Origin of the sequence: Aerococcus tenax (genome assembly GCF_003286645.3) — a bacterium.
Classification (GTDB): domain Bacteria; phylum Bacillota; class Bacilli; order Lactobacillales; family Aerococcaceae; genus Aerococcus; species Aerococcus tenax.
The window spans coordinates 44,962-65,568 of record NZ_CP127382.2; the positions used below are offsets into that span (position 1 = coordinate 44,962).

Genomic DNA, 20,607 nt, shown 5'->3' on the forward strand with positions numbered 1-20,607 from the left:
TAAAGGATGGTTATGATGAATGAGACTTGGTATCAAGACCCCTACCCAGGAAAGTCCCGTAAATGGCTGGTTATTTTTAGTATTATCGCTTATTTTGTTGGTGAAACCATCATCCAGGGCCTAACCTTATTCTTTCTAGGCTCCGAGCAAAATATTGACTCAGCTATGGATGTCCTGCTCTTGTTAAATTCCTATCCCACAATCTATATTATCTTAGATATCATCTGGATTGCTCTCTTTATATGGGGATTGAGTGCTTGTGGACTCAAGTTCTTTAGCCGGCAGAAAGTGACCAGTAAGTTTTTCTTTGACGTCTTAATTGGAGTGGTCTTAATCTTTGCCTTTCAATGGTTGATTGGAGGCTTGACCCAATGGCTCTATCCTGAACAGGTTGATTCAGTGAACCAGACCATTTTGATGAACTCGGCTAACCAGATGCCCAATTGGAAGATCTTCCTTTGCTTCTGTATCCTACCGGCGATTAGTGAAGAGATTCTGACCCGGGGCCTAATCATGCGTTACTTTGTGCCTAAGCACCCCTTCTTGGGGATGGTTTTAGCGGCCGCTTTCTTTGCTACCCTCCACGCATCAAATCTTTGGATTCATTGGCTGGGTTACTATGCTATGGGGATGGCACTGGCTTGGACTTATTACCGGACCGGGCGGATTGAAGCCGCAATGACGGTTCACTTTATCAATAACTTTATTGCGACGATCCCGATGTACCTGTCCTAGTTATTTGCGAATGAATTGAGGGGAAAACCGGCTTTTGGCCGGTTCTTACTATATAGAGGGAGACTTGGTTGCGGACTACCTATTGACGGGCTAGGGAAAATGTTTTTTAATGGATGCAGGAATGAGCTTAGGCATAAAGAGTACAAGGAGCGAATGTGATATGAATGAATGGCTACCAGAAGGCAAGCTATCGCTGGTGTCCACCAATTTCTTTCAAAGAAAGGCCCCGCTGTTGTGGGCCTGGCGAGAAGCCCCCGCATTAACAAATGATAGCGGCTGGCGTTTTTTAAGCCAGGCAGATACCACCACTTCTCTTAAGCATTCCCAGGCCAAGTTAGTCAGCTATGAACAAGTCCTAGCCCTTGAGCCAGCTATTGCTTTTATTTATCGCTATCCCCTGGGAGCTGATATGCAATTCTCCAATAAGACCAACCCGCCTCACTTTGTCTACAATGATAGCTATGAGAGGGTACGTCCTATTCCAGCTAACGCAGATTATCCGATCGAGGACCCGGTCTTCAAACGTCACTTTCCTTCCTTTGTCCAATCCTACCAGGGGGATAAGACCGGATTAAGCTGGTCCTATCAATTATCTCAGGAAGAACTGGCCCAGCTCAACCACTTAAATGGTGAACTTGTTACTTTCTTTAATCTTTGTTTGGGCCAAACAGATACTTTAGATAATGACTTGGACTACTATTTACTTGCTGGCCTGTCCTTGGGTTTCCTACATATTAATGATGGGGCTAGTCCTGCTGACCATTGGCAGGATAATGTCAATAATGTGATCGCCAATGCCCTCTTTACTCGCTTTTCATATCCTTTAGAAAAGGGCAAGCAGGTCGTCTTACAATTTCTAAGCGACCGCAAAAGTTCTCTTGTTGCCCAACAAATTCACCTTTATGGGGAGCAGATGCGCCTCTGGTATCAAGCTAATCAAAAGCAGCGCATCCAAGGAGAATACCAGGGCATGCGAACTCATTATATAAAAGATTAAAAAAGCTCTTGTCAAACCTCATAAGCTGTGATAGTATTTTACTCGTGCCTTTCTTCCAGGAAATACAACTTCTAGGGCAAAGGCAAAAAAGATTAAAAAACTTGTTGACATCCCGATGAAAACAAGATATACTAATTGAGTTGTTTCTTTTAAAAAGCAACGCGAATATTAGTTGTAAGCCAAGTGCTTCAAAAAAATATTTAAAAAACATGTTGACATCAACATCATCATGTGATACTATATAATAGTTGTCAAAAGGACAGCAGTTATAAATTATAGACCTTTGAAAACTGAACAAAGAAGACGAACCAAATGTGTAGGGCATCAACATTTTGTTGATGAACCAACAATTCAAACAATAAGTCTAGACCAGACTATAACTAGTCAGCAAACAAATGAGCTATCAACGCTCATGATTCTTTCATGAGAGTTTGATCCTGGCTCAGGACGAACGCTGGCGGCGTGCCTAATACATGCAAGTCGAGCGAACCGACGAAGTGCTTGCACTTCTGACGTTAGCGGCGGACGGGTGAGTAACACGTAAGGAACCTACCGATAAGCGGGGGACAACATCCGGAAACGGGTGCTAATACCGCATAGGAAACACCACCTCATGGTGGTGTTTGGAAAGACGGCTTTGCTGTCACTTATCGATGGCCTTGCGGTGCATTAGCTCGTTGGTGGGGTAACGGCCTACCAAGGCAATGATGCATAGCCGACCTGAGAGGGTAATCGGCCACATTGGGACTGAGACACGGCCCAAACTCCTACGGGAGGCAGCAGTAGGGAATCTTCCGCAATGGGCGCAAGCCTGACGGAGCAACGCCGCGTGAGTGAAGAAGGTTTTCGGATCGTAAAGCTCTGTTGTAAGAGAAGAACAAATTGGAGAGTAACTGCTCCAGTCTTGACGGTATCTTACCAGAAAGCCACGGCTAACTACGTGCCAGCAGCCGCGGTAATACGTAGGTGGCAAGCGTTGTCCGGATTTATTGGGCGTAAAGGGGGCGCAGGCGGTTTCTTAAGTCTGATGTGAAAGCCCACGGCTTAACCGTGGAAGTGCATTGGAAACTGGGGAACTTGAGTACAGAAGAGGAAAGTGGAACTCCATGTGTAGCGGTGGAATGCGTAGATATATGGAAGAACACCAGTGGCGAAGGCGACTTTCTGGTCTGTCACTGACGCTGAGGCCCGAAAGCGTGGGTAGCAAACAGGATTAGATACCCTGGTAGTCCACGCCGTAAACGATGAGTGCTAGGTGTTGGAGGGTTTCCACCCTTCAGTGCCGGAGTTAACGCATTAAGCACTCCGCCTGGGGAGTACGGCCGCAAGGCTGAAACTCAAAGGAATTGACGGGGACCCGCACAAGCGGTGGAGCATGTGGTTTAATTCGAAGCAACGCGAAGAACCTTACCAAGTCTTGACATCCTTTGACCACTCTAGAGATAGAGCTTTCCCTTCGGGGACAAAGTGACAGGTGGTGCATGGTTGTCGTCAGCTCGTGTCGTGAGATGTTGGGTTAAGTCCCGCAACGAGCGCAACCCTTATTGTTAGTTGCCAGCATTCAGTTGGGCACTCTAGCGAGACTGCCGGTGACAAACCGGAGGAAGGCGGGGATGACGTCAAATCATCATGCCCCTTATGACTTGGGCTACACACGTGCTACAATGGATGGTACAACGAGCAGCGACCTTGTGAAAGCAAGCGAATCTCTTAAAGCCATTCTCAGTTCGGATTGTAGTCTGCAACTCGACTACATGAAGCCGGAATCGCTAGTAATCGCGGATCAGCACGCCGCGGTGAATACGTTCCCGGGTCTTGTACACACCGCCCGTCACACCACGAGAGTTTGTAACACCTGAAGTCGGTGAGGTAACCTTTGGAGCCAGCCGCCGAAGGTGGGACAGATGATTGGGGTGAAGTCGTAACAAGGTAGCCGTAGGTGAACCTGCGGCTGGATCACCTCCTTTCTAAGGATATATTCGGAATACATATTTGAATCTTCTTTGTTTAGTTTTGAGAGGTCTATCCACATGGTTGATGGATTTAACCGGGCCTGTAGCTCAGCTGGTTAGAGCGCACCCCTGATAAGGGTGAGGTCGATGGTTCGAGTCCATTCAGGCCCATTACATGTTTATTATATGACCATAACTCATACCCGGGGGATTAGCTCAGCTGGGAGAGCGCCTGCTTTGCAAGCAGGAGGTCAGCGGTTCGATCCCGCTATCCTCCATTGCAACGGAAACGTTGCAGATTTGTTCTTTGAAAACTGAATACTATCATAACATTCCGCATTTCTATTTTTTGCGAGATAGAAATGTCAATAAACCAATTTTACCAAGCGTAAAAACCGAAAAAGAAAGAGTTTTAAAACTTTTCGCATCATACAACTTAACCGGTGGTTAAGTGAATAAGGGCGTACGGTGAATGCCTTGGCACTAGGAGCCGATGAAGGACGGGACGAACACCGATATGCTTCGGGGAGCTGTAAGTAAGCTTTGATCCGGAGATTTCCGAATGGGGGAACCTCATTGTTTTCATCGACAATGGTCCACTCAGTGAACACATAGCTGAGTGGAAGGTAGACGTGGTGAACTGAAACATCTCAGTAGCCACAGGAAGAGAAAGAAAAATCGATTTCCCGAGTAGCGGCGAGCGAAACGGAAAGAGGCCAAACCAGTGTGCTTGCATGCTGGGGTTGTAGGACTGATGGACGGGAGTGAATGAGCTAGTCGAACGCCATGGAAAGGGCGATCAGAGAGGGTGACAATCCCGTAGGCGAAAGCTCAGCCACCTCATTCAGTATCCTGAGTACGGCGGTACACGTGAAATTCCGTCGGAATCCGCCAGGACCATCTGGCAAGCCTAAATACTCCCTAGTGACCGATAGTGAACCAGTACCGTGAGGGAAAGGTGAAAAGCACCCCGGAAGGGGAGTGAAAGAGTACCTGAAACCGTATGCCTACAAGCAGTCAGAGCCCGTTAAGGGGTGATGGCGTACTTTTTGTAGAACGGACCGGCGAGTGACGATAGCAAGCAAGGTTAAGCTGAAGAAGCGGAGCCACAGCGAAAGCGAGTCTGAAGAGGGCGTTGAGTTTGTTGTCGTCGACCCGAAACCAAGTGATCTACTCATGTCCAGGCTGAAGGTGTGGTAAAACACACTGGAGGGCCGAACCCACGTCTGTTGAAAAAGGCGGGGATGAGGTGTGGGTAGCGGTGAAATTCCAATCGAACTTGGAGATAGCTGGTTCTCTCCGAAATAGCTTTAGGGCTAGCCTCGGATGATGACTATTGGAGGTAGAGCACTGTTTGATCGAGGGGTCCATCCTGGATTACCGACATCTGATAAACTCCGAATGCCAAATAGTTTAGTCCGGGAGTCAGACTGCGAGTGATAAGATCCGTAGTCGAAAGGGAAAGAGCCCAGACCACCAGCTAAGGTCCCAAAGTTTCAGTTAAGTGGAAAAGGATGTGGGGTTGCTTAGACAACTAGGATGTTGGCTTAGAAGCAGCCATCATTGAAAGAGTGCGTAATAGCTCACTAGTCGAGTGACCCTGCGCCGAAAATGTACCGGGGCTAAACTGAACACCGAAGCTGTGGATCCGTAGGATGGTAGGAGAGCGTTCTATAGGCAGAGAAGCATGATCGTGAGGACATGTGGAGCGTATAGAAGTGAGAATGCCGGTATGAGTAGCGAAAGACGGGTGAGAATCCCGTCCACCGAATGACTAAGGTTTCCTGGGGAAGGCTCGTCCTCCCAGGGTTAGTCGGGACCTAAGCCGAGACCGAAAGGGATAGGCGATGGACAACAGGTTGAGATTCCTGTACTTGTTTGATTTGTTTGAGCGATGGAAGGACACAGAAGGCTAAGCGGAGCGCGGAGATGGAAAAACGCGTCCAAGCAATGAGTGAGAAGGTGAGTGAAAGGCTTGCCTCAGACTTCATGAGTTGTGACGGGGAGGGAAGTTTAGTACCGAAGCCGCCGACGTCACGCTGTCAAGAAAAGTTTCTAGTGAGAATCAAACAACCCGTACCGCAAACCGACACAGGTAGTCGAGTGGAGAACACTAAGGTGAGCGAGCGAACTCTCGTTAAGGAACTCGGCAAAATGACCCCGTAACTTCGGGAGAAGGGGTGCTGACCGCAAGGTCAGCCGCAGTGAATAGGCCCAAGCGACTGTTTATCAAAAACATAGGTCTCTGCCAAATCGAAAGATGATGTATAGAGGCTGACGCCTGCCCGGTGCTGGAAGGTTAAGAGGAAGGGTTAGCATAAGCGAAGCTCTGAATTGAAGCCCCAGTAAACGGCGGCCGTAACTATAACGGTCCTAAGGTAGCGAAATTCCTTGTCAGGTAAGTTCTGACCCGCACGAAAGGCGTAACGATTTGGGCACTGTCTCAACGAGAGGCTCGGTGAAATTGTAGTACCAGTGAAGATGCTGGTTACCCGCGACAGGACGGAAAGACCCCATGGAGCTTTACTGTAGGTTGATATTGAATGTTTGTGCCACATGTACAGGATAGGTAGGAGCCATCGAAGTCGGGACGCTAGTCTCGATGGAGGCACTGGTGGGATACTACCCTTGTGGGATGACCATTCTAACCCGCGACCATTAGCTGGTCGGGAGACAGTGTCAGTCAGGCAGTTTGACTGGGGCGGTCGCCTCCTAAAGTGTAACGGAGGCGCCCAAAGGTTCCCTCAGAATGGTTGGAAATCATTCGCAGAGTGTAAAGGCAGAAGGGAGCTTGACTGCGAGACCTACAAGTCGAGCAGGGACGAAAGTCGGGCTTAGTGATCCGGTGGTTCCGCATGGAAGGGCCATCGCTCAACGGATAAAAGCTACCCTGGGGATAACAGGCTTATCTCCCCCAAGAGTTCACATCGACGGGGAGGTTTGGCACCTCGATGTCGGCTCATCGCATCCTGGGGCTGAAGTCGGTCCCAAGGGTTGGGCTGTTCGCCCATTAAAGCGGTACGCGAGCTGGGTTCAGAACGTCGTGAGACAGTTCGGTCCCTATCCGTCGCGGGCGTTGGAAATTTGAGAGGAGCTGTCCTTAGTACGAGAGGACCGGGATGGACACACCGCTGGTGTACCAGTTGTTCCACCAGGAGCATGGCTGGGTAGCTATGTGTGGACGGGATAAGCGCTGAAAGCATCTAAGCGTGAAGCCCCCCTCAAGATGAGATTTCCCATACTTTGAAAGTAGTAAGACCCCTGAAAGACGATCAGGTTGATAGGTTTGGAGTGGAAGCTTAGCAATAAGTGGAGCGGACAAATACTAATCGGTCGAGGACTTATCCAAAGGATAAGGTTGTATGAGGTTTAAGGAAGGCATGATAGATTCAGTTTTGAGCGAACAAGCTCAAAAAATAAATTGTACGGTGACGATGGCAAGAAGGACCCACCTGTATCCATCCCGAACACAGCAGTTAAGCTTCTTAGCGCCGAATGTAGTTGGGGGTTGCCCCCTGTGAGACTAGGACGTTGCCGTGCAATCTTATTTTATTCCGCAATAGCTCAGTTGGTAGTAGCGCTTGACTGTTAATCAAGATGTCGTAGGTTCGAGTCCTACTTGCGGAGTTATTTTTTAGGAATATTTTTGCTGCTGTAGCTCAGTTGGTAGAGCGTCGCCTTGGTAAGGCGGAGGTCACGGGTTCGAATCCCGTCAGTAGCTTTTTTTATTGCTTTCATAATCGTTTTAAATAACTCAGTAAGGGAGAATGTTATCGTTGACATTCTCTTTTTTTATTGAGTAAATTGAGTAATTAGATATGATCGCTTATGGCGAACAGCTGTGTTCTGTTATTCTTAGGCAAAAACCGTCTCTAGCATGGTATGATGATAGGAAAGATGTGAAGGAGTCTGTATATATGGAACATATTGAAACCTACCTTGCTCAGCTTGGTAACCGCAGCGATCAACGTACTGGAGCCGTTAACACACCAATTTATTTAAGTACTGCCTACGCTCACCCTGGTTTGGGCGAGTCCACTGGATTCGATTATTCTCGGACAGCCAACCCGACTCGAAATATCCTACAAGAGGGGATTAAAAATTTAGAAGCGGGCGACTATGGTTTTGCCACGAGCTCAGGGATGGCAGCCATCCAACTAGTCATTGAAGGGCTTTTAGAAGCTGGCGACCATGTCGTCACCTTGCAAGACTTATATGGGGGCACCTACCGCTACTTCCATGCCGTAGAAGAACGGGGTCAATATCGCTTTACTTACTGTCTAAGCGCAGAAGAAATTGACCAGGCCTTAAATGATGATGTTAAATTAGTCTTCATTGAAACGCCAACCAATCCAATGATGACGGAATTCGATATCCAAGCTATCGCTGATAAGGCGCATGCCGTGGGGGCCTTGGTTGTTGTTGATAACACCTTCTATACCCCCGTCTTACAGCAACCTCTTCGCCAGGGGGCAGATGTTGTGGTTCATTCGGCCACCAAGTATCTCGCCGGGCATAATGATGTTTTAGCTGGCTTGGTAGCCTGTAGGGGCGAAGCCATTGGTGAAGCCCTAGCCTTCCAGTTAAATACTACAGGGGCAACTTTAGGTCCAATCGATTGTTGGTTAACCATTCGTGGGCTCAAAACTTTGGCCTTACGGATGAACCAACACCAGTCTAATGCCCAAGCCATTGTTGACTACCTAAAAACTGAGTCATTAGTTTCCCAAGTCTTTTATACAGGAAAAGGCGGTATGGTAACCTTTGAAATGGCCGACCAAAGTAAAATCAATGACTGGTTACATGCGGTTAAAATATTTACCTTCGCAGAAAGTTTGGGTGGGGTAGAGAGTTTGGTCACTTATCCAAAAACCCAGACCCATGCCGATATTCCAGAAGAATTACGGCTTAAATATGGTCTCAACGATGGGATTGTCCGCTTGTCAGTCGGCATTGAAAATGGCCAAGACTTAGTCAAGGACCTAAGGAATGCATTTGATCAGATACGTTAATTAATTATTGATAAAAGAGGAATCCATATGAATTTTCAAAAATTAAAATATGCCGTGGTAGTTGCCAACAGTGGTTCCTTTCGTGAAGCTAGCCGCCGCTTGTATATGGCACAATCTAGTTTGTCTACCGCGATTAAGGAATTAGAGGAAGAGTACCAAATTCAAATTTTTGAGCGTACTAAGCGCGGAGTATTCATTACCAATGAAGGAAGCGAATTTCTTTCCTACGCTGAGGATATTCTCTCACAGGTTGAAACATTAGAGAACCGCTATTTGGAAGATAATGAACGGCGCTTGTTTTCTGTCTCAGGTCAGCATTATGACTTTGCTTGTGAGGCATTTAGTCAATTAATTGCTGAAGAGAGCGGTAATGGTTGGGATTTTCGTTTTTTAGAAACTTCAACTAGCCAAGTCTTAGAAGATGTCAAACGGTCTTATTCTGAGTTAGGGCTCTTATACATGAATGATAAAAACCAGCGAGTCATCGAGCAATATCTTAACCGCTATGAGTTGGTCTTTCATAAATTGGGGAATTTCTACCCCCATGCTTTCGTGGGGACTAAGCATCCCTTGGCTGACCGTGACCAGGTATCTTTAGAAGAATTGAGCCAGTACCCCGTGATTAAATTTGAGCAAAGTCGGGGCTCTTCCATGCAATTTACAGAAGAATCTCTGGAGCCTGATTTTGAAGGGCAAGAGGTTGTTTATGCTTCTGACCGGGCAACCGTGATTAATGTTTTAGCCAATACCCAGGCTTATTTGATCGGGTCTGGCCTAGTGACTTCACCTTTCGCTGATTTAGAACGCATTATTCCTATTGAAGGACATGATGATAAGGCCAATAAAATTGGTTACATCGAAGCCCGCTACCGGAAAACTTCACCTTTCGCTAAACGCTACATCGCCTTATTAGAAAATATGGTGAATTCATGATATTCTGATCTTAGTGAGTGGCTAGTAAGAACTTATTTTACTTGCCGAGATGAATGAACTAGGAAACGAGGAATAATTATGGCTTACGAAATAAAAAAAGACGGTAATGCTTTTATTATTGAAGGTGAAGATGGCCAAAGAATTGGCGAAATTACGTGGAGTCCGGCAGACCAATTTGTGATTGCTGACCACACTTGGACCCATCCTTCTCTTAGAGGAAAGGGAGTGGCTGGTCAGTTACTCGACCACTTGGTGGACTACATGAAAGAGGAAGGTAAATACATCTTAGCTAGCTGTCCTTATGTGGTAGAAAAATTTAAACGCCAACCCCAAAAATACGACTTTATTAACTACCAAAAACAAGGCCAAGATAAAGACTAATTCAGTTAGGATTAATCACTACTTTCTTTACACTTTATGAGAATGAGCCTACAATAGGGATAGTAACCTTTGATAAACCAACAAATGGAGGGGTATAGCGGATGAAAGCAATGATCTTATTAAGTAAGAATTATGAAGAAACTGAAGCAGTCGCAGTGATTGACATTTTACGTCGGGCTGAAATTGACATTGACGCAGTAGCTACTGAGGGTGACTTAGATACTGTCGGGGACCACAATATCACCATTCGAGCTGATTATCTCTTAGAAGATATTAATGGTGCGGACTATGATATCGTGATCACCCCTGGTGGAGTCGGAGGGACCAATGCCCTTAGAGAAAACGATAAAGTGATCGACCTCCTCAAGGAACAATACCAATCAGACTCTGGCTATATTGCCAGCATCTGTGCGTCACCAAGAGTCTTAGATAAGGCGGGGATTTCTCAAGAAATTCGTGGAACTATCTTCCCAGCCCTTAGTGACCAAGTGACCTTTAAGGAATATGTGGCCGACGAGCTTGTTGTTAATGACACAGACCACCAAGTAATCACGTCACAAGGACCCGCAACGGCTTATTACTTTGCTCTTGAAATTGTGCGGCAATTGAAGGGCCAAGAGGTCCATGACCAAGTGGCTAAGGCGCTCTTAATTCCTAATGTTGAAGCTGCGGTTAAGGCTTAATGTTTACTTATTTACTAAAAGCGCTGGTAAGATTTTACCAGCGTTTTATTTCGCCTGCCTTACCGCCGTCTTGCCGTTACTATCCCACTTGCTCGACTTATATGCTTAGAGCTCTAGAAAAGCATGGCTTTTTCAAGGGGACGCTGATGGGACTGGCCCGAATCCTACGCTGCCATCCCTATGCCCGCGGCGGAGTCGACCCAGTTCCCGATCATTTTAGCCTCAAACGCAATGACCAAGAAGTCAACCCTAAAGAACGCCAAGCCTTAGCCAGATTAAGTAAGAAATAACAGAGTGCGACAGTCACACTAAAGGACGAAACCACTGGAGAAAACTGGGATAAGCTCAGCAAAGCTGAGCGTTACCAGTTTTTGAAGTGGACGTTCGTCCTGTGACTGGAGCAGGTTTGGATAGAGTGCGACGGTCACAGCTGACGCTTGAAACATCTTTTAATCAAATAGTAGCAATCAAAAAAGGAGTCCCCTAATTGAGGACTCCTTTTATAATGAAATCTTTTATTCTTCTACCCCGTAAATGTCAGCGACTTTGTCAGCGATGCGTTGGGCATAGGTCAAGGCGAGGTCATCACTTTGGGCTTCGACCATGACCCGGAGTAAGTTTTCGGTACCGCTAGGACGGACTAAGACCCGACCTTCTTCCCCTAATTCACTTTCAACCGCATCAATTTCTGCTTTGACGTCCGCATTGTTCATGGCTTCTTCCTTGCCGGCGCGGGTCACTTTGACATTGATGAGCTCTTGAGGATAGGTTGGCATTTCATCAGCTAATTCGCTGAGTTTCTTCCCGGATTGTTTGAGGACGAAGAGCAATTGAATGGCAGTTAAGAGGCCGTCACCGGTCGTGTTATGGTTCATAAAGATAACGTGACCCGATTGTTCTCCTCCCAGGGTGTAGTCGCCCTTACGCATTTCTTCAACCACATAACGGTCGCCTACCTTGGTGACCTTATCATTCATCCCTGCAGCTTCAACAGCCTTATGGAAACCTAGATTAGACATGACGGTAGCAACGATGGTGTCGTCTTTTAACTTGCCATGGTCTTTGAGGTACTTCCCACAGATGTACATAATATGGTCGCCATCCACTAAACGGCCCTTGTCATCAACAGCGATGCAGCGGTCAGCGTCCCCGTCAAAGGCAACCCCAGCATCAGCCCCTTGTTCGAGAACTAGTTTTTGGAGTTCACCAGGGTGGGTAGACCCGCAGTCATCGTTAATGTTTAGGCCATCAGGACGGGTCGCCCGGGCAAAGAAGTCTGCATTTAAATCAGCAAAGAGACGGTTGACTAAAGGTGCAGCGGAACCATTAGCGGCGTCAATACAGAGTTTTAAGCCGGATAAATCATTAGAAATGGTGGTTTGGAGAAATTCGAGGTACTTGGCTACCCCTTCTGGATACTCACTGACCGTCCCTAAGCCTTGGGCACTAGGACGAGGTAAGCTGTCCTCTTCTTGGTCTAAGTAGTATTCAATTTCTTCTTCTTGGTCATCCGATAATTTAAAGCCGTCACTACCAAAGAATTTGATGCCGTTATCCTTGGCAGGATTGTGGCTGGCTGAGATCATTACCCCAGCAGTTACCCCAGTAGTCCGGGTGAGATAAGCGACAGCTGGTGTGGTGATGACGCCTAGTTGTAACACTTCAATGCCGACAGATAACAGCCCTGAAATTAAGGCGTGTTCTAATAACTGACCAGAAATCCGTGTATCGCGTGCAACGAGGACACGGGGATGTTTTTGTTCTTCCTTGGCGTGTTGGAGCAAGACATAGCCACCAAAGCGACCTAATTTAAAGGCCAGTTCAGGGGTAAGTTCCTTATTGGCTTCTCCGCGAACACCGTCAGTTCCAAAATATTTTAACATGATATACTCCTTTGATTTACCAATCTTATTAACAATTCAATATACTACCACGATTTCAAGCCTTTGCCAAATTAGGGTGAACTAGATTTAGCCTCTGCTTGACTGCTCGATTCCCTTTGTCGGTTAGTGGCTGGCTGGCTCTCATCCTTGCTAGTCTCCTGCCTTGCCTGGCTAGAAGAATCACTAGAGGCTTCACTTCTTTGGCCGCTGTTTTTGGGTCGGGCGGTAACGGTAAGAGTGATGGACTCAGGCTCCATAGCTTCAACATTATCGGGGCGTTCTAGAGCCACTTGGACCCGTTGACTCTGGGTGATTCCGCTAACGTCAATATGACCGACTACCGCTTGGATAGCGGCAAGGGCTTTCTCATCGCCAAAGAGGGTTACTTGCCGGGTGGACCAGTTACTTAAGTCATAAGTGTAGTCATCATTGGGATTATCGAGGTCGATTTGGATAGGGACTGAGCTCCCCTGCTTACCGATGGCAATATCGACGCCGACTTGACTTGGGTTGGCGGTAATGTTTAAGATATTACCTTCGCGATCCTTGACAATGACCCGGCCACTGCCGTGGTAGTCGGAATTGGTATTGTTAGGGAGGCTGACATCGACGCTCACTGAGGAAATCTTGCTGAGGCTTTCAGCTGAACCTGTCAAGGTGACTTCTGCCGGAGTGGCCTTGGTGGCATGAATTTCATAACCCGGGGCCAAGTTGGTCGGATTAACATGGATTTCTACCGGGTATTTTTGACTTTGCAGTTGAGCAATATTGATTTCCACACTGGAAGGTGAGATTCGATAATTGAGGTCTTTAGAAATATTAGTCATGGTGAGTTGCACATAGTGTGACCCTTCGCCGAGTTCTTCCAGGTTCTCAGTCACGACCTTAAATTCTCGGGCTTGAAGGGTTTGGTCGATGATATTACTTGGGCCTGAAATTTCCACAGAGACGGTTTCAGGTAGGCCAGTAATATAGTAGTCATCCACGTCGCCACTCACATAAACGGGGACGTCGGAGATGGTTTCTGACTTGGTTTCACTGATATTAGTGAAGAAACTGACCGGGTTATTATTATAACGTTCCGCCTTGACAAAGATAAAGAGGAAAAGCGCTAATAAGAGTGAGAAAAAAATCATAGCGGCTTTATTTTCATAGAGCTTATTCATCTTTGTCACCTCCATTTTTCTTTTGGAAGATATTCTTCAAGAAATGGTTGCCTTCGATGATGGAATCGCCGTCTTCGCTCTCAGCAAAATGTTGGCGGAGAGTCTCGCGGATTTCTTCTTCAGAAAGGTCGCGCATAACTTTTCCTTTATAGGTGAGGGAAATGTCACCGGTCTCTTCAGAAACCACCACCACTACCGCATCGGTGACTTCACTGAGGCCAACCGCAGCCCGGTGGCGGGTGCCTAGTTCCTTAGGAATTTCGGGGTTTTCTGAGAGGGGGAGGAAACTGGCTGCTGAGCTAATCTTCATATCTTGGATCACCACCGACCCGTCATGGAGCGGGGTGTTGGGAATGAAGATATTAATGAGGAGTTGTTCAGTAATATCCGCATCCAATTTGATTCCCGTGTTGGCATATTCGGTAAGCGATTGGGTATCTTCAATGGAGATTAAAGCCCCGATCCGCCGCTTAGCCATGTACTGGCAAGCCCGGATAATTTCTTCAATCATTTGCTCAACGGGGTCATTTTGGGTATTTCGTAAATTTCTCATTCGTAAGCTTTGGCCGAGATGGTCGAGGCCGTTTCTAATTTCCGGTTGGAAAATAATGATAATCCCGATGACTGACCACTGGATAATACTATTCATGATCCAGTCGATGGTTTCTAATTGAAAGACGGTCGAAACCATTTTAAAAAGTAAAAAGATAATGATGCCATTAAAGATATTGACCGCCCGCGTGCCCCGGATTAACTTGAGCAACTGATAGATGATGAGCCAAACAATCAAGATATCGATCAGGTCAAAGGCATGTGACCAGCTGAAAATTGATTCCCAATCCATCGTTTTCCCTCCTATTAGTGATGTTTTAAATTCATTAATAAGTATACCATAGACACTGTCTGACCAGGCTTTAGGTCTTTCTTAAATTATGGATAGTGGGGAGAGAATAGAGTGAGGCCTTCTGCCTTAAAAGCTAGCAAAAGCGCGAAAAATTTATGATAAATGAAAAAAATCGCCAATAACCCTTGCATTTTATAGGGAAATAGTGGTATATTAATTGAGTACTGATTTGGAGGGATAGCGAAGCGGCCAAACGCAGCGGACTGTAAATCCGTTCCTTCGGGTTCAGAGGTTCGAATCCTCTTCCCTCCATTTCTAATCATATTGGGGTATCGCCAAGCGGTAAGGCAACAGACTTTGACTCTGTCATGCGTTGGTTCGAATCCAGCTACCCCAGTTAAGTGAGACTGTACGAGTACGTGCAGTCTCTTTTTTTTTTGACTTTCAGTTGACGGAGAGAAGGCATGCTCAGCGATAGTAATTCCTGAATAAGCACAAAAAACTCCCCCTAAAGTAGTTTTACTTTTTCAAGTGTCTACTTTAAGGGGAGCATACCAGAAAGAACTGAGGGAGTTTTTGTGTTATTTGATTGGAAAACGGGGGAATTTATAAGGTAGGTGCTTGTTGAGGTACTTGAGGAAGAGGTAACCCAATTCAAAGTCCATCATCCCATGGAAGAGTGACGATACACCGAAGAGAATGAAGAGGGAGGCCCAGTAACCGTATTGGCCATCCAAACTGGTTAATCCGGCGGTTACAAAGCAATGGATAACGATCATTTCCCCCAGACCGTGTAAGCTGTTAATCCCAGCGTTAAAGAGGGTTCTTTTCCAAGGGTTCAAGACAAATTCATTGGACCGTTGCAGAGTATAGGCACCCACTAGGGTAAATAAGAGGTGGGAAACCGCCCGGAAGACCACTGGTAAGGGAAAACCTGCCATCAAGAAACCAAATGAGGTCGCTAGGGCCACAAATGCGGCTGAGGCTGGTGAAATAAAGAGTGCCATATCAATGGCGATATGAGAGCCCAGGGTCCAGGAAAAGGGACCAAAAGCGATTTTAATGGGACTAATCATAGGGATAATGATACCGATGGCTGTTAGTAAGGCTACGGTAGTCATTTTGCCCGTATTTTTTTTGCTAACTGAAATACTTTCTTTCATTGTAATCCTCCTTGAAGAATGAGTCCTAATATAATCGATATAAAACCAAATAATGATAAAAATTTAAAATTATCATAAGCTTAGCCTTTATTTTTGTCAAGTCTGTCTAAATTGATCACTTTTCGCATAAGGCTAGGGTTTTGCTGCCTTGGCTTATGGTATGATAGTAAAAACAGTATCAGCTTTCTTGGGCTTTTTAAGATCAGGAAAGTCAGTCCCTTTGGCTGGCTGAAAGCGGCTAGTCAGAGAATCAGAATAGAAAAAATGAGGAGGCGGTTTAGTGATGGCTAATCCAAAACAAGTGTCTAATTTTATAAATCTGAACCAAGATATTATTGATGAATTAATTACCCTCGCTTTTAAGGAAGATATTCCTTATGAAGACCTGTCGACCAATGCTATTTACCAGGGGCAAGCAGCCCAGGTAGAGCTCTTAGCTAAGCAAGCGGGAGTGATTTGTGGTTTGGATCTCTTCAAGCGGGTTTTCTTACATTTGGACCCTGAAGTTCAATTTGAGAGTCTGGTCCGAGATGGTGACCGCGTAGCTAAGCAAGAGACCCTGATGGTGATCAAGGCCTCCGTCAATACCCTCTTAAGTGGCGAACGGATTGCCCTTAACTTCCTTCAAAGAATGAGTGGGATTGCTACGGCTACCCGTCGTTTTGTAGATGCCTTAGAAGGCAGTGGGATAAAGTTACTGGATACCCGTAAAACTACCCCAGCCTACCGCCCCTTGGAAAAATATGCAGTCCGGGTAGGGGGCGGCTATAACCACCGTTACTCTCTATCTGACCAAATTATGCTCAAGGATAACCATGTTGCTGCTGCCGGTGGGGTCAAAGAAGCCATCCAAGCGGCTAAGGCCTATGCCCCTTTTGTGAAGAAGATTGAAATTGAAGTCGAGGACTTGGACATGGTCAGAGCGGCAGTGGAGGCTGGAGCTGATATTATTATGCTCGATAATATGGACCATGACACCATGGGGGAAGCCATTGCGATCATTAACGGCCAAGCGATTATAGAAGCTTCAGGCAACTTTACCTGGGACAATGTCACAGATTATAAGGACCTAGCCATTGACTATATCTCTAGTGGGGCCATTACCCATTCGGCCGGAATCTTAGATTTGTCCCTCAAACATTTGAAAGTGAGGAAGTAGGTCTGGGCCTCCTGAGGCAGAAATCTTTGATTTCTACTACTCATAGCTCAAGTTTTGCCCTGACTTTTGTTACAGCAAGGTTACAAGGCGACAGAAATGTTTCAGAAAATCCTTTTAAAATGTCAAAGTAATTAAAGGGCCTTAACAAGTCAGAAAATCCCTTTTCTTCGTCTGGAAGCCATGATAGTATATTTCATGTCGACGAGGGAAAGACCTCGTTGAGAGATAAAAATGAATCTGAATGATTAAGATGCTTAATCATATTAAATAGAAAAAAGAATGAACTTTGCATAGAAGAAAGGATTTTTATTACACATGAATATGAAGAAAGTTTTAGTAGGTACCTCAATCGCTTTATCAGCCTTAGTAAGTTTTGCTGCTGGGGAAACGACTGAAGCACACGCAGCTGAATGGCAAGCACGTTCAGTTGAAGAAATCAAAGCTGACTTCCAAAAATTAGATGACAACGAAAAAGTTTATGTCATTAAATCTGGTGACACCTTAAACGCTATTGCTCAAGCAGCAGATGTGAACACCAAAGAATTAGCTGAAATCAACAACATCGAAAATGCTAACTTAATCTTTCCAGGAACTAAATTAACCTTCAAATCTGACCAATCAGGTAAGGTTAATGAAGTTGAAGTAGAAAAACAAGGTCAAGCAGCTCAAGTTTACACCGTTGATGAAACTGCTGGTCAAACTTACCAAGCACCAGCAACTGTTCAAGCTGCACCAGCTGCTGCTCCAGCACCTGCACCAGCTCCAGCTCCAGCACAAAGCGCTTACACTGGTTCTTCTTCATCCGCTAAAGAAATCATTGCTCAACGTGAATCTGGTGGTTCATACTCAGCAACTAACGGCCAATACATCGGACGTTACCAATTAAGCGCTTCTTACTTAAACGGTGACTACTCCCCAGCTAACCAAGAACGTGTGGCTGACCAATACGTAGCCGGTCGTTACGGTTCATGGGACAACGCTTTAGCATTCTGGAACGCTAACGGTTGGTACTAAGATAAAAAGAGTGTAACAGTCACACCAAAGGACGAAACCATTAACTCCGGCTCACTGGGCTGGAGTTTTTTTATTTATCTCAGCTTTCATAAGGAGTTTAAGCGCTTCGCCTTGAATAGGTAAGCGGTTTCTGCTATAGTTAGAAAGTACTCACAAGAGGTGCTTTTGCTGAGATAGGTGGAAACCTGGACTCTTTGAACCTGAGAAAGTTAAGACTTGCGTAGGGATGTGAGAATTCAAATATCGTTATAAGGCACAGCCAAGCTTTTGCTAAAGCCTAACGATAAGAAGTCCTGCAAAGTACACGAAGTGGAGTATACTTTGCAGGGCTTTTTTTCTGTCTAGAAGTAAAAGACCTGCAGAGAAAATGTGTAATCTAAACAGAATAAGAGAGATGAGTCAATGTCTAAAAAAACAAGCATTCCCTTTGCGAAATATAGTCAGCAGGTCAAGGAGAAAGCCCCGCTGATCCAAGTTTTAAATAATTATGTCACTATCCATGATGTGGCCAATGTGATTTTGGCCAGTGGCGGGCGTCCCGTGATGACCGATAACTTACCTAATAGTCAGGATGTGGTCAAGACAGCTGACCTTTTGCTATTGAATGCCGCTAGTCCCAGACCTAATCAGGAATTGTTGGACCTCGCCGCCATAGCGAAAAATGACTACCATCCCGTGGTCTTAGATCCAGTGGGGGTTTCAGCTATGCCGTCTAAATTAAAGCTCTGTCAAGATCTGATTGACCGGGATCTAGTAAGCGCGGTAAAGGGGAATGCTTCGGAAATTCGAAGCCTCCTCTTTGAAAAAAGCCAAGGATCTGGGGTTGACCTGGGTCCTGGAGACGAGGTGACCTTGGCTAACCTGGCTGATTTTGCCCCGGCCTTTAAAGCTTATGCCCTAGAAAAAGGAATTATCCTAGCCATGTCAGGTCCGATTGACTTAGTGACTGATGGCGAACGGCTGGCAGTCATTGAAAATGGTCACCCCTGGATGGCTTCTTATACGGGATCAGGTTGCCAGTTAAGCGGCGTCTTAGCCAGTTTTTTAGCCGGTAATCCGGATGAGGATTCTTTTTACCTAGCTACAGCAGCTATGATTAGCTATGGGGTGGCGGGAGAAATCGCTGCTCAAGTGCTCCAGCCTTATGAGGGCAATGCCACTTATTCCAACCGGGTGATTGACCAGGTCTTCTTATTAGAGGCCAAAGAATTAGAAAGGAGAGCCAAGTATGACATTCAATAAAAATGATTTATTGGTCTATGCCATTACGCCCGACCGTTTTGATCATGACGAATTAATCCAGCAAGTCAAAGAGGTCTTAGCAGGTGGGGCGACGATTTTACAGTTACGTTTAAAGGACCATCCCTTTAAAGACCAAGAGGAGAAGCTGGATCTAACTAAAAAAATTAAAGCCCTCTGCCAAGAAGCAGGTGTCCCCTTTATTATTGATGATGATTATGAACTGGCCCTGGCGGTAGATGCTGACGGCCTCCATGTTGGAGAAGATGACCTGCCAGTCGACCAGGCTAGACAACTGCTCGGCCCGGAAAAAATTATCGGGGCTTCGGCTAAAAGTTTGGATGCCGCTCTAAAAGCCCAGGCGGCTGGTGCAGACTACTTGGGAGTTGGCGCCCTCTATCCGACCCAGTCTAAGGCCAATGCCCAAGGCACTAGTCTGACCACCTTGCGAGCTATTGCCCAAGGGGTGAATATTCCCATTGTAGGCATTGGTGGGATTAACTTAGATAATATGGCCAATTTACGGGACCAGGGGCTGGCCGGGGTGGCTCTGATTTCTGCTTTGTTTAAGGCGGAAAACCCCTACCAAGCGACTCAAGAAATCCGTAAAGCTGCTGAAAAGCTTTTTAAACTCCAAGCCGTCCTTACCATTGCCGGCTCAGATTCCAGTGGGGGAGCGGGTATTCAAGCGGACCTCAAGACCATGCAGGCCAATGGAGTCTTTGGCATGAGTGCTATTACTTCAGTGACCGCCCAAAATACTAGGGGTGTGACCGGGGTCTATGACCTCAGTCCCGAGGCCTTGGCTAGCCAACTCCAGGCTGTTTTTGAGGATATCCCTCCGGCTAGTGTCAAGATTGGCATGGTCTCCCAAGTGGAATTAGTAGAGGAAATCGCCAAAGCCCTTAAAAACTATCAGGCTAAATATGTCGTAGTAGACCCGGTCATGGTCGCAACGAGCGGGTCCAACTTGATCCAAGACCAAGCGGTACAGGTCTTGGCTGACCAGGTATTCCCGCTCGCTTGCTTAATTACTCCCAATATTCCTGAAAGCCAGGTCTTAGCAGGACAAGATATCCATTCGGCAGCCGATATGGAAGCCGCCGCTAAGAAAATTAGTCAGACCTACCAAGTCGCAGTCCTCTGTAAGGGCGGCCATCGAGTTAATGATGCTAACGATGTCCTGGTGACTCCTGAGGGCCAGGTCCACTGGTTTAAGGGCGAGCGGGTTGATAACCCCAATACCCATGGCACCGGCTGTACGCTATCCAGTGCCATTGCCAGCAACTTAGCCAAGGGGGATGACTTAGTTACTGCCATTGCTCGGGCTAAGACCTATCTCAGCCTGGCCCTTAAAGATCAATTAGACCTTGGCCAGGGGAGTGGGCCTTTGAACCATGGCTTTGGACTATTGACTTATTACCCCAGTGACCATTAATTGCCTTA

The 20,607-nt window shown here is 46.3% G+C and carries 15 protein-coding genes, 6 tRNA genes, 3 rRNA genes and 1 riboswitch; of the genes, 20 read left to right on the forward strand and 4 right to left on the reverse strand.

Going from position 1 to position 20,607, the window contains the following annotated elements; translation table 11 throughout:
- The first annotated feature begins 15 nt into the window (after nucleotides 1-15).
- The 14 genes from DBT50_RS00220 to yidD all read left to right on the forward strand — a co-directional run bounded on the left by DBT50_RS00220 (nucleotide 16) and on the right by yidD (nucleotide 10,983).
- Nucleotides 16-735, forward strand: a complete 720-nt coding sequence (locus tag DBT50_RS00220; RefSeq protein WP_181566130.1) for a CPBP family intramembrane glutamic endopeptidase — start codon at nucleotides 16-18, stop codon at nucleotides 733-735.
- A 160-nt stretch (nucleotides 736-895) separates the two neighbouring features.
- A complete protein-coding gene (locus DBT50_RS00225) occupies nucleotides 896-1,732 on the forward strand; it encodes an immunity protein Imm33 domain-containing protein (protein WP_181566131.1) in 837 nt (278 codons plus the stop codon).
- A 419-nt stretch (nucleotides 1,733-2,151) separates the two neighbouring features.
- Nucleotides 2,152-3,699 (forward strand): 16S ribosomal RNA (locus DBT50_RS00230).
- 82 nt (nucleotides 3,700-3,781) lie between these two features.
- Nucleotides 3,782-3,855 (forward strand) — tRNA-Ile (locus DBT50_RS00235).
- 34 nt (nucleotides 3,856-3,889) lie between these two features.
- Nucleotides 3,890-3,962: transfer RNA gene (locus DBT50_RS00240), tRNA-Ala, on the forward strand.
- A 167-nt stretch (nucleotides 3,963-4,129) separates the two neighbouring features.
- Nucleotides 4,130-7,033: ribosomal RNA gene (locus DBT50_RS00245) — 23S ribosomal RNA — on the forward strand.
- A gap of 75 nt (nucleotides 7,034-7,108) precedes the next feature.
- Nucleotides 7,109-7,224: ribosomal RNA gene (rrf, locus tag DBT50_RS00250) — 5S ribosomal RNA — on the forward strand.
- The 16S, 23S and 5S rRNA genes sit together here with 4 tRNA genes alongside, the layout of an rRNA operon.
- Before the next feature lie 13 nt (nucleotides 7,225-7,237).
- Nucleotides 7,238-7,311, forward strand: a tRNA-Asn gene (locus tag DBT50_RS00255).
- A gap of 21 nt (nucleotides 7,312-7,332) precedes the next feature.
- Nucleotides 7,333-7,405: transfer RNA gene (locus DBT50_RS00260), tRNA-Thr, on the forward strand.
- Nucleotides 7,406-7,601: 196 nt separating this feature from the next.
- A complete protein-coding gene (locus DBT50_RS00265) occupies nucleotides 7,602-8,696 on the forward strand; it encodes an aminotransferase class V-fold PLP-dependent enzyme (RefSeq protein WP_111821692.1) in 1,095 nt (364 codons plus the stop codon).
- Nucleotides 8,697-8,723: 27 nt separating this feature from the next.
- Nucleotides 8,724-9,629: a LysR family transcriptional regulator gene (locus DBT50_RS00270; protein WP_111852699.1), complete on the forward strand. Its 906-nt coding sequence runs from the start codon at nucleotides 8,724-8,726 to the stop codon at nucleotides 9,627-9,629.
- A 78-nt stretch (nucleotides 9,630-9,707) separates the two neighbouring features.
- Entirely contained in the window at nucleotides 9,708-10,010 is a 303-nt protein-coding gene (locus DBT50_RS00275; RefSeq protein WP_111852700.1) for a GNAT family N-acetyltransferase, read from the forward strand.
- A 101-nt stretch (nucleotides 10,011-10,111) separates the two neighbouring features.
- Nucleotides 10,112-10,693 (forward strand): DJ-1 family glyoxalase III, encoded by a 582-nt coding sequence (locus tag DBT50_RS00280; RefSeq protein ID WP_111852701.1) that lies wholly within the window; start codon nucleotides 10,112-10,114, stop codon nucleotides 10,691-10,693.
- Nucleotides 10,693-10,983 carry a membrane protein insertion efficiency factor YidD gene (gene yidD / locus DBT50_RS00285; protein WP_111852702.1) on the forward strand — a complete coding sequence of 97 codons (291 nt, stop codon included), beginning with the start codon at nucleotides 10,693-10,695 and terminating at the stop codon, nucleotides 10,981-10,983. The genes DBT50_RS00280 and yidD overlap by 1 nt, the downstream gene beginning before the upstream one ends.
- Nucleotides 10,984-11,208: 225 nt before the next feature.
- On the opposite strand, the gene glmM is transcribed toward yidD, so the two are convergent.
- The 3 genes from glmM to cdaA form a co-directional block, all read right to left on the reverse strand.
- Nucleotides 11,209-12,576: a phosphoglucosamine mutase gene (glmM, locus tag DBT50_RS00290; protein ID WP_111852703.1), complete on the reverse strand. Its 1,368-nt coding sequence runs from the start codon at nucleotides 12,574-12,576 to the stop codon at nucleotides 11,209-11,211.
- A 71-nt stretch (nucleotides 12,577-12,647) separates the two neighbouring features.
- Nucleotides 12,648-13,742, reverse strand: coding sequence for a CdaR family protein (locus DBT50_RS00295; RefSeq protein ID WP_013669842.1), 1,095 nt, complete (start codon nucleotides 13,740-13,742; stop codon nucleotides 12,648-12,650).
- The gene (gene cdaA / locus DBT50_RS00300) at nucleotides 13,735-14,586 is read right to left on the reverse strand and encodes a diadenylate cyclase CdaA (protein WP_111853471.1); all 852 of its coding nucleotides are present in this window, start codon (nucleotides 14,584-14,586) and stop codon (nucleotides 13,735-13,737) included. Before cdaA ends, DBT50_RS00295 begins: the two co-directional genes overlap by 8 nt.
- A 231-nt stretch (nucleotides 14,587-14,817) precedes the next feature.
- Between cdaA and DBT50_RS00305 the strand changes: the two genes are divergently transcribed.
- Nucleotides 14,818-14,898 (forward strand) — tRNA-Tyr (locus tag DBT50_RS00305).
- Nucleotides 14,899-14,911: 13 nt separating this feature from the next.
- Nucleotides 14,912-14,983: transfer RNA gene (locus tag DBT50_RS00310), tRNA-Gln, on the forward strand.
- 184 nt (nucleotides 14,984-15,167) lie between these two features.
- On the opposite strand, the gene DBT50_RS00315 is transcribed toward DBT50_RS00310, so the two are convergent.
- Nucleotides 15,168-15,749, reverse strand: a complete 582-nt coding sequence (locus DBT50_RS00315; protein ID WP_111821684.1) for a hypothetical protein — start codon at nucleotides 15,747-15,749, stop codon at nucleotides 15,168-15,170.
- Nucleotides 15,750-16,032: 283 nt separating this feature from the next.
- On the opposite strand from DBT50_RS00315, the gene nadC reads away from it, so the two are divergent.
- The 4 genes from nadC (at nucleotide 16,033) to thiD (ending at nucleotide 20,599) form a co-directional block, all read left to right on the forward strand.
- Complete coding sequence (gene nadC, locus DBT50_RS00320) at nucleotides 16,033-16,908, forward strand: carboxylating nicotinate-nucleotide diphosphorylase (RefSeq protein ID WP_111852704.1); 876 nt, start codon at nucleotides 16,033-16,035, stop codon at nucleotides 16,906-16,908.
- 315 nt (nucleotides 16,909-17,223) lie between these two features.
- Entirely contained in the window at nucleotides 17,224-17,922 is a 699-nt protein-coding gene (gene apf / locus DBT50_RS00325; RefSeq protein WP_060777514.1) for an aggregation-promoting factor, read from the forward strand.
- 145 nt (nucleotides 17,923-18,067) lie between these two features.
- Nucleotides 18,068-18,166, forward strand: a riboswitch (TPP riboswitch).
- A 158-nt stretch (nucleotides 18,167-18,324) separates the two neighbouring features.
- Nucleotides 18,325-19,164: a hydroxyethylthiazole kinase gene (locus tag DBT50_RS00330; protein ID WP_111852705.1), complete on the forward strand. Its 840-nt coding sequence runs from the start codon at nucleotides 18,325-18,327 to the stop codon at nucleotides 19,162-19,164.
- A complete protein-coding gene (gene thiD / locus DBT50_RS00335) occupies nucleotides 19,151-20,599 on the forward strand; it encodes a bifunctional hydroxymethylpyrimidine kinase/phosphomethylpyrimidine kinase (protein WP_111852706.1) in 1,449 nt (482 codons plus the stop codon). Before DBT50_RS00330 ends, thiD begins: the two co-directional genes overlap by 14 nt.
- Nucleotides 20,600-20,607: the final 8 nt, after the last annotated feature.

What these genes read in the sequence shown, in the direction of transcription:
- DBT50_RS00220 (WP_181566130.1), top strand. Translation starts at nt 16, where the DNA reads ATGAATGAGACTTGGTATCAAGACCCCTACCCAGGAAAGTCCCGTAAA.
- DBT50_RS00225 (WP_181566131.1), top strand. Translation starts at nt 896, where the DNA reads ATGAATGAATGGCTACCAGAAGGCAAGCTATCGCTGGTGTCCACCAAT.
- DBT50_RS00265 (WP_111821692.1), top strand. Translation starts at nt 7,602, where the DNA reads ATGGAACATATTGAAACCTACCTTGCTCAGCTTGGTAACCGCAGCGAT.
- DBT50_RS00270 (WP_111852699.1), top strand. Translation starts at nt 8,724, where the DNA reads ATGAATTTTCAAAAATTAAAATATGCCGTGGTAGTTGCCAACAGTGGT.
- DBT50_RS00275 (WP_111852700.1), top strand. Translation starts at nt 9,708, where the DNA reads ATGGCTTACGAAATAAAAAAAGACGGTAATGCTTTTATTATTGAAGGT.
- DBT50_RS00280 (WP_111852701.1), top strand. Translation starts at nt 10,112, where the DNA reads ATGAAAGCAATGATCTTATTAAGTAAGAATTATGAAGAAACTGAAGCA.
- yidD (WP_111852702.1), top strand. Translation starts at nt 10,693, where the DNA reads ATGTTTACTTATTTACTAAAAGCGCTGGTAAGATTTTACCAGCGTTTT.
- glmM (WP_111852703.1), bottom strand. Translation starts at nt 12,576, where the DNA reads ATGTTAAAATATTTTGGAACTGACGGTGTTCGCGGAGAAGCCAATAAG.
- DBT50_RS00295 (WP_013669842.1), bottom strand. Translation starts at nt 13,742, where the DNA reads ATGAATAAGCTCTATGAAAATAAAGCCGCTATGATTTTTTTCTCACTC.
- cdaA (WP_111853471.1), bottom strand. Translation starts at nt 14,586, where the DNA reads ATGGATTGGGAATCAATTTTCAGCTGGTCACATGCCTTTGACCTGATC.
- DBT50_RS00315 (WP_111821684.1), bottom strand. Translation starts at nt 15,749, where the DNA reads ATGAAAGAAAGTATTTCAGTTAGCAAAAAAAATACGGGCAAAATGACT.
- nadC (WP_111852704.1), top strand. Translation starts at nt 16,033, where the DNA reads ATGGCTAATCCAAAACAAGTGTCTAATTTTATAAATCTGAACCAAGAT.
- apf (WP_060777514.1), top strand. Translation starts at nt 17,224, where the DNA reads ATGAATATGAAGAAAGTTTTAGTAGGTACCTCAATCGCTTTATCAGCC.
- DBT50_RS00330 (WP_111852705.1), top strand. Translation starts at nt 18,325, where the DNA reads ATGTCTAAAAAAACAAGCATTCCCTTTGCGAAATATAGTCAGCAGGTC.
- thiD (WP_111852706.1), top strand. Translation starts at nt 19,151, where the DNA reads ATGACATTCAATAAAAATGATTTATTGGTCTATGCCATTACGCCCGAC.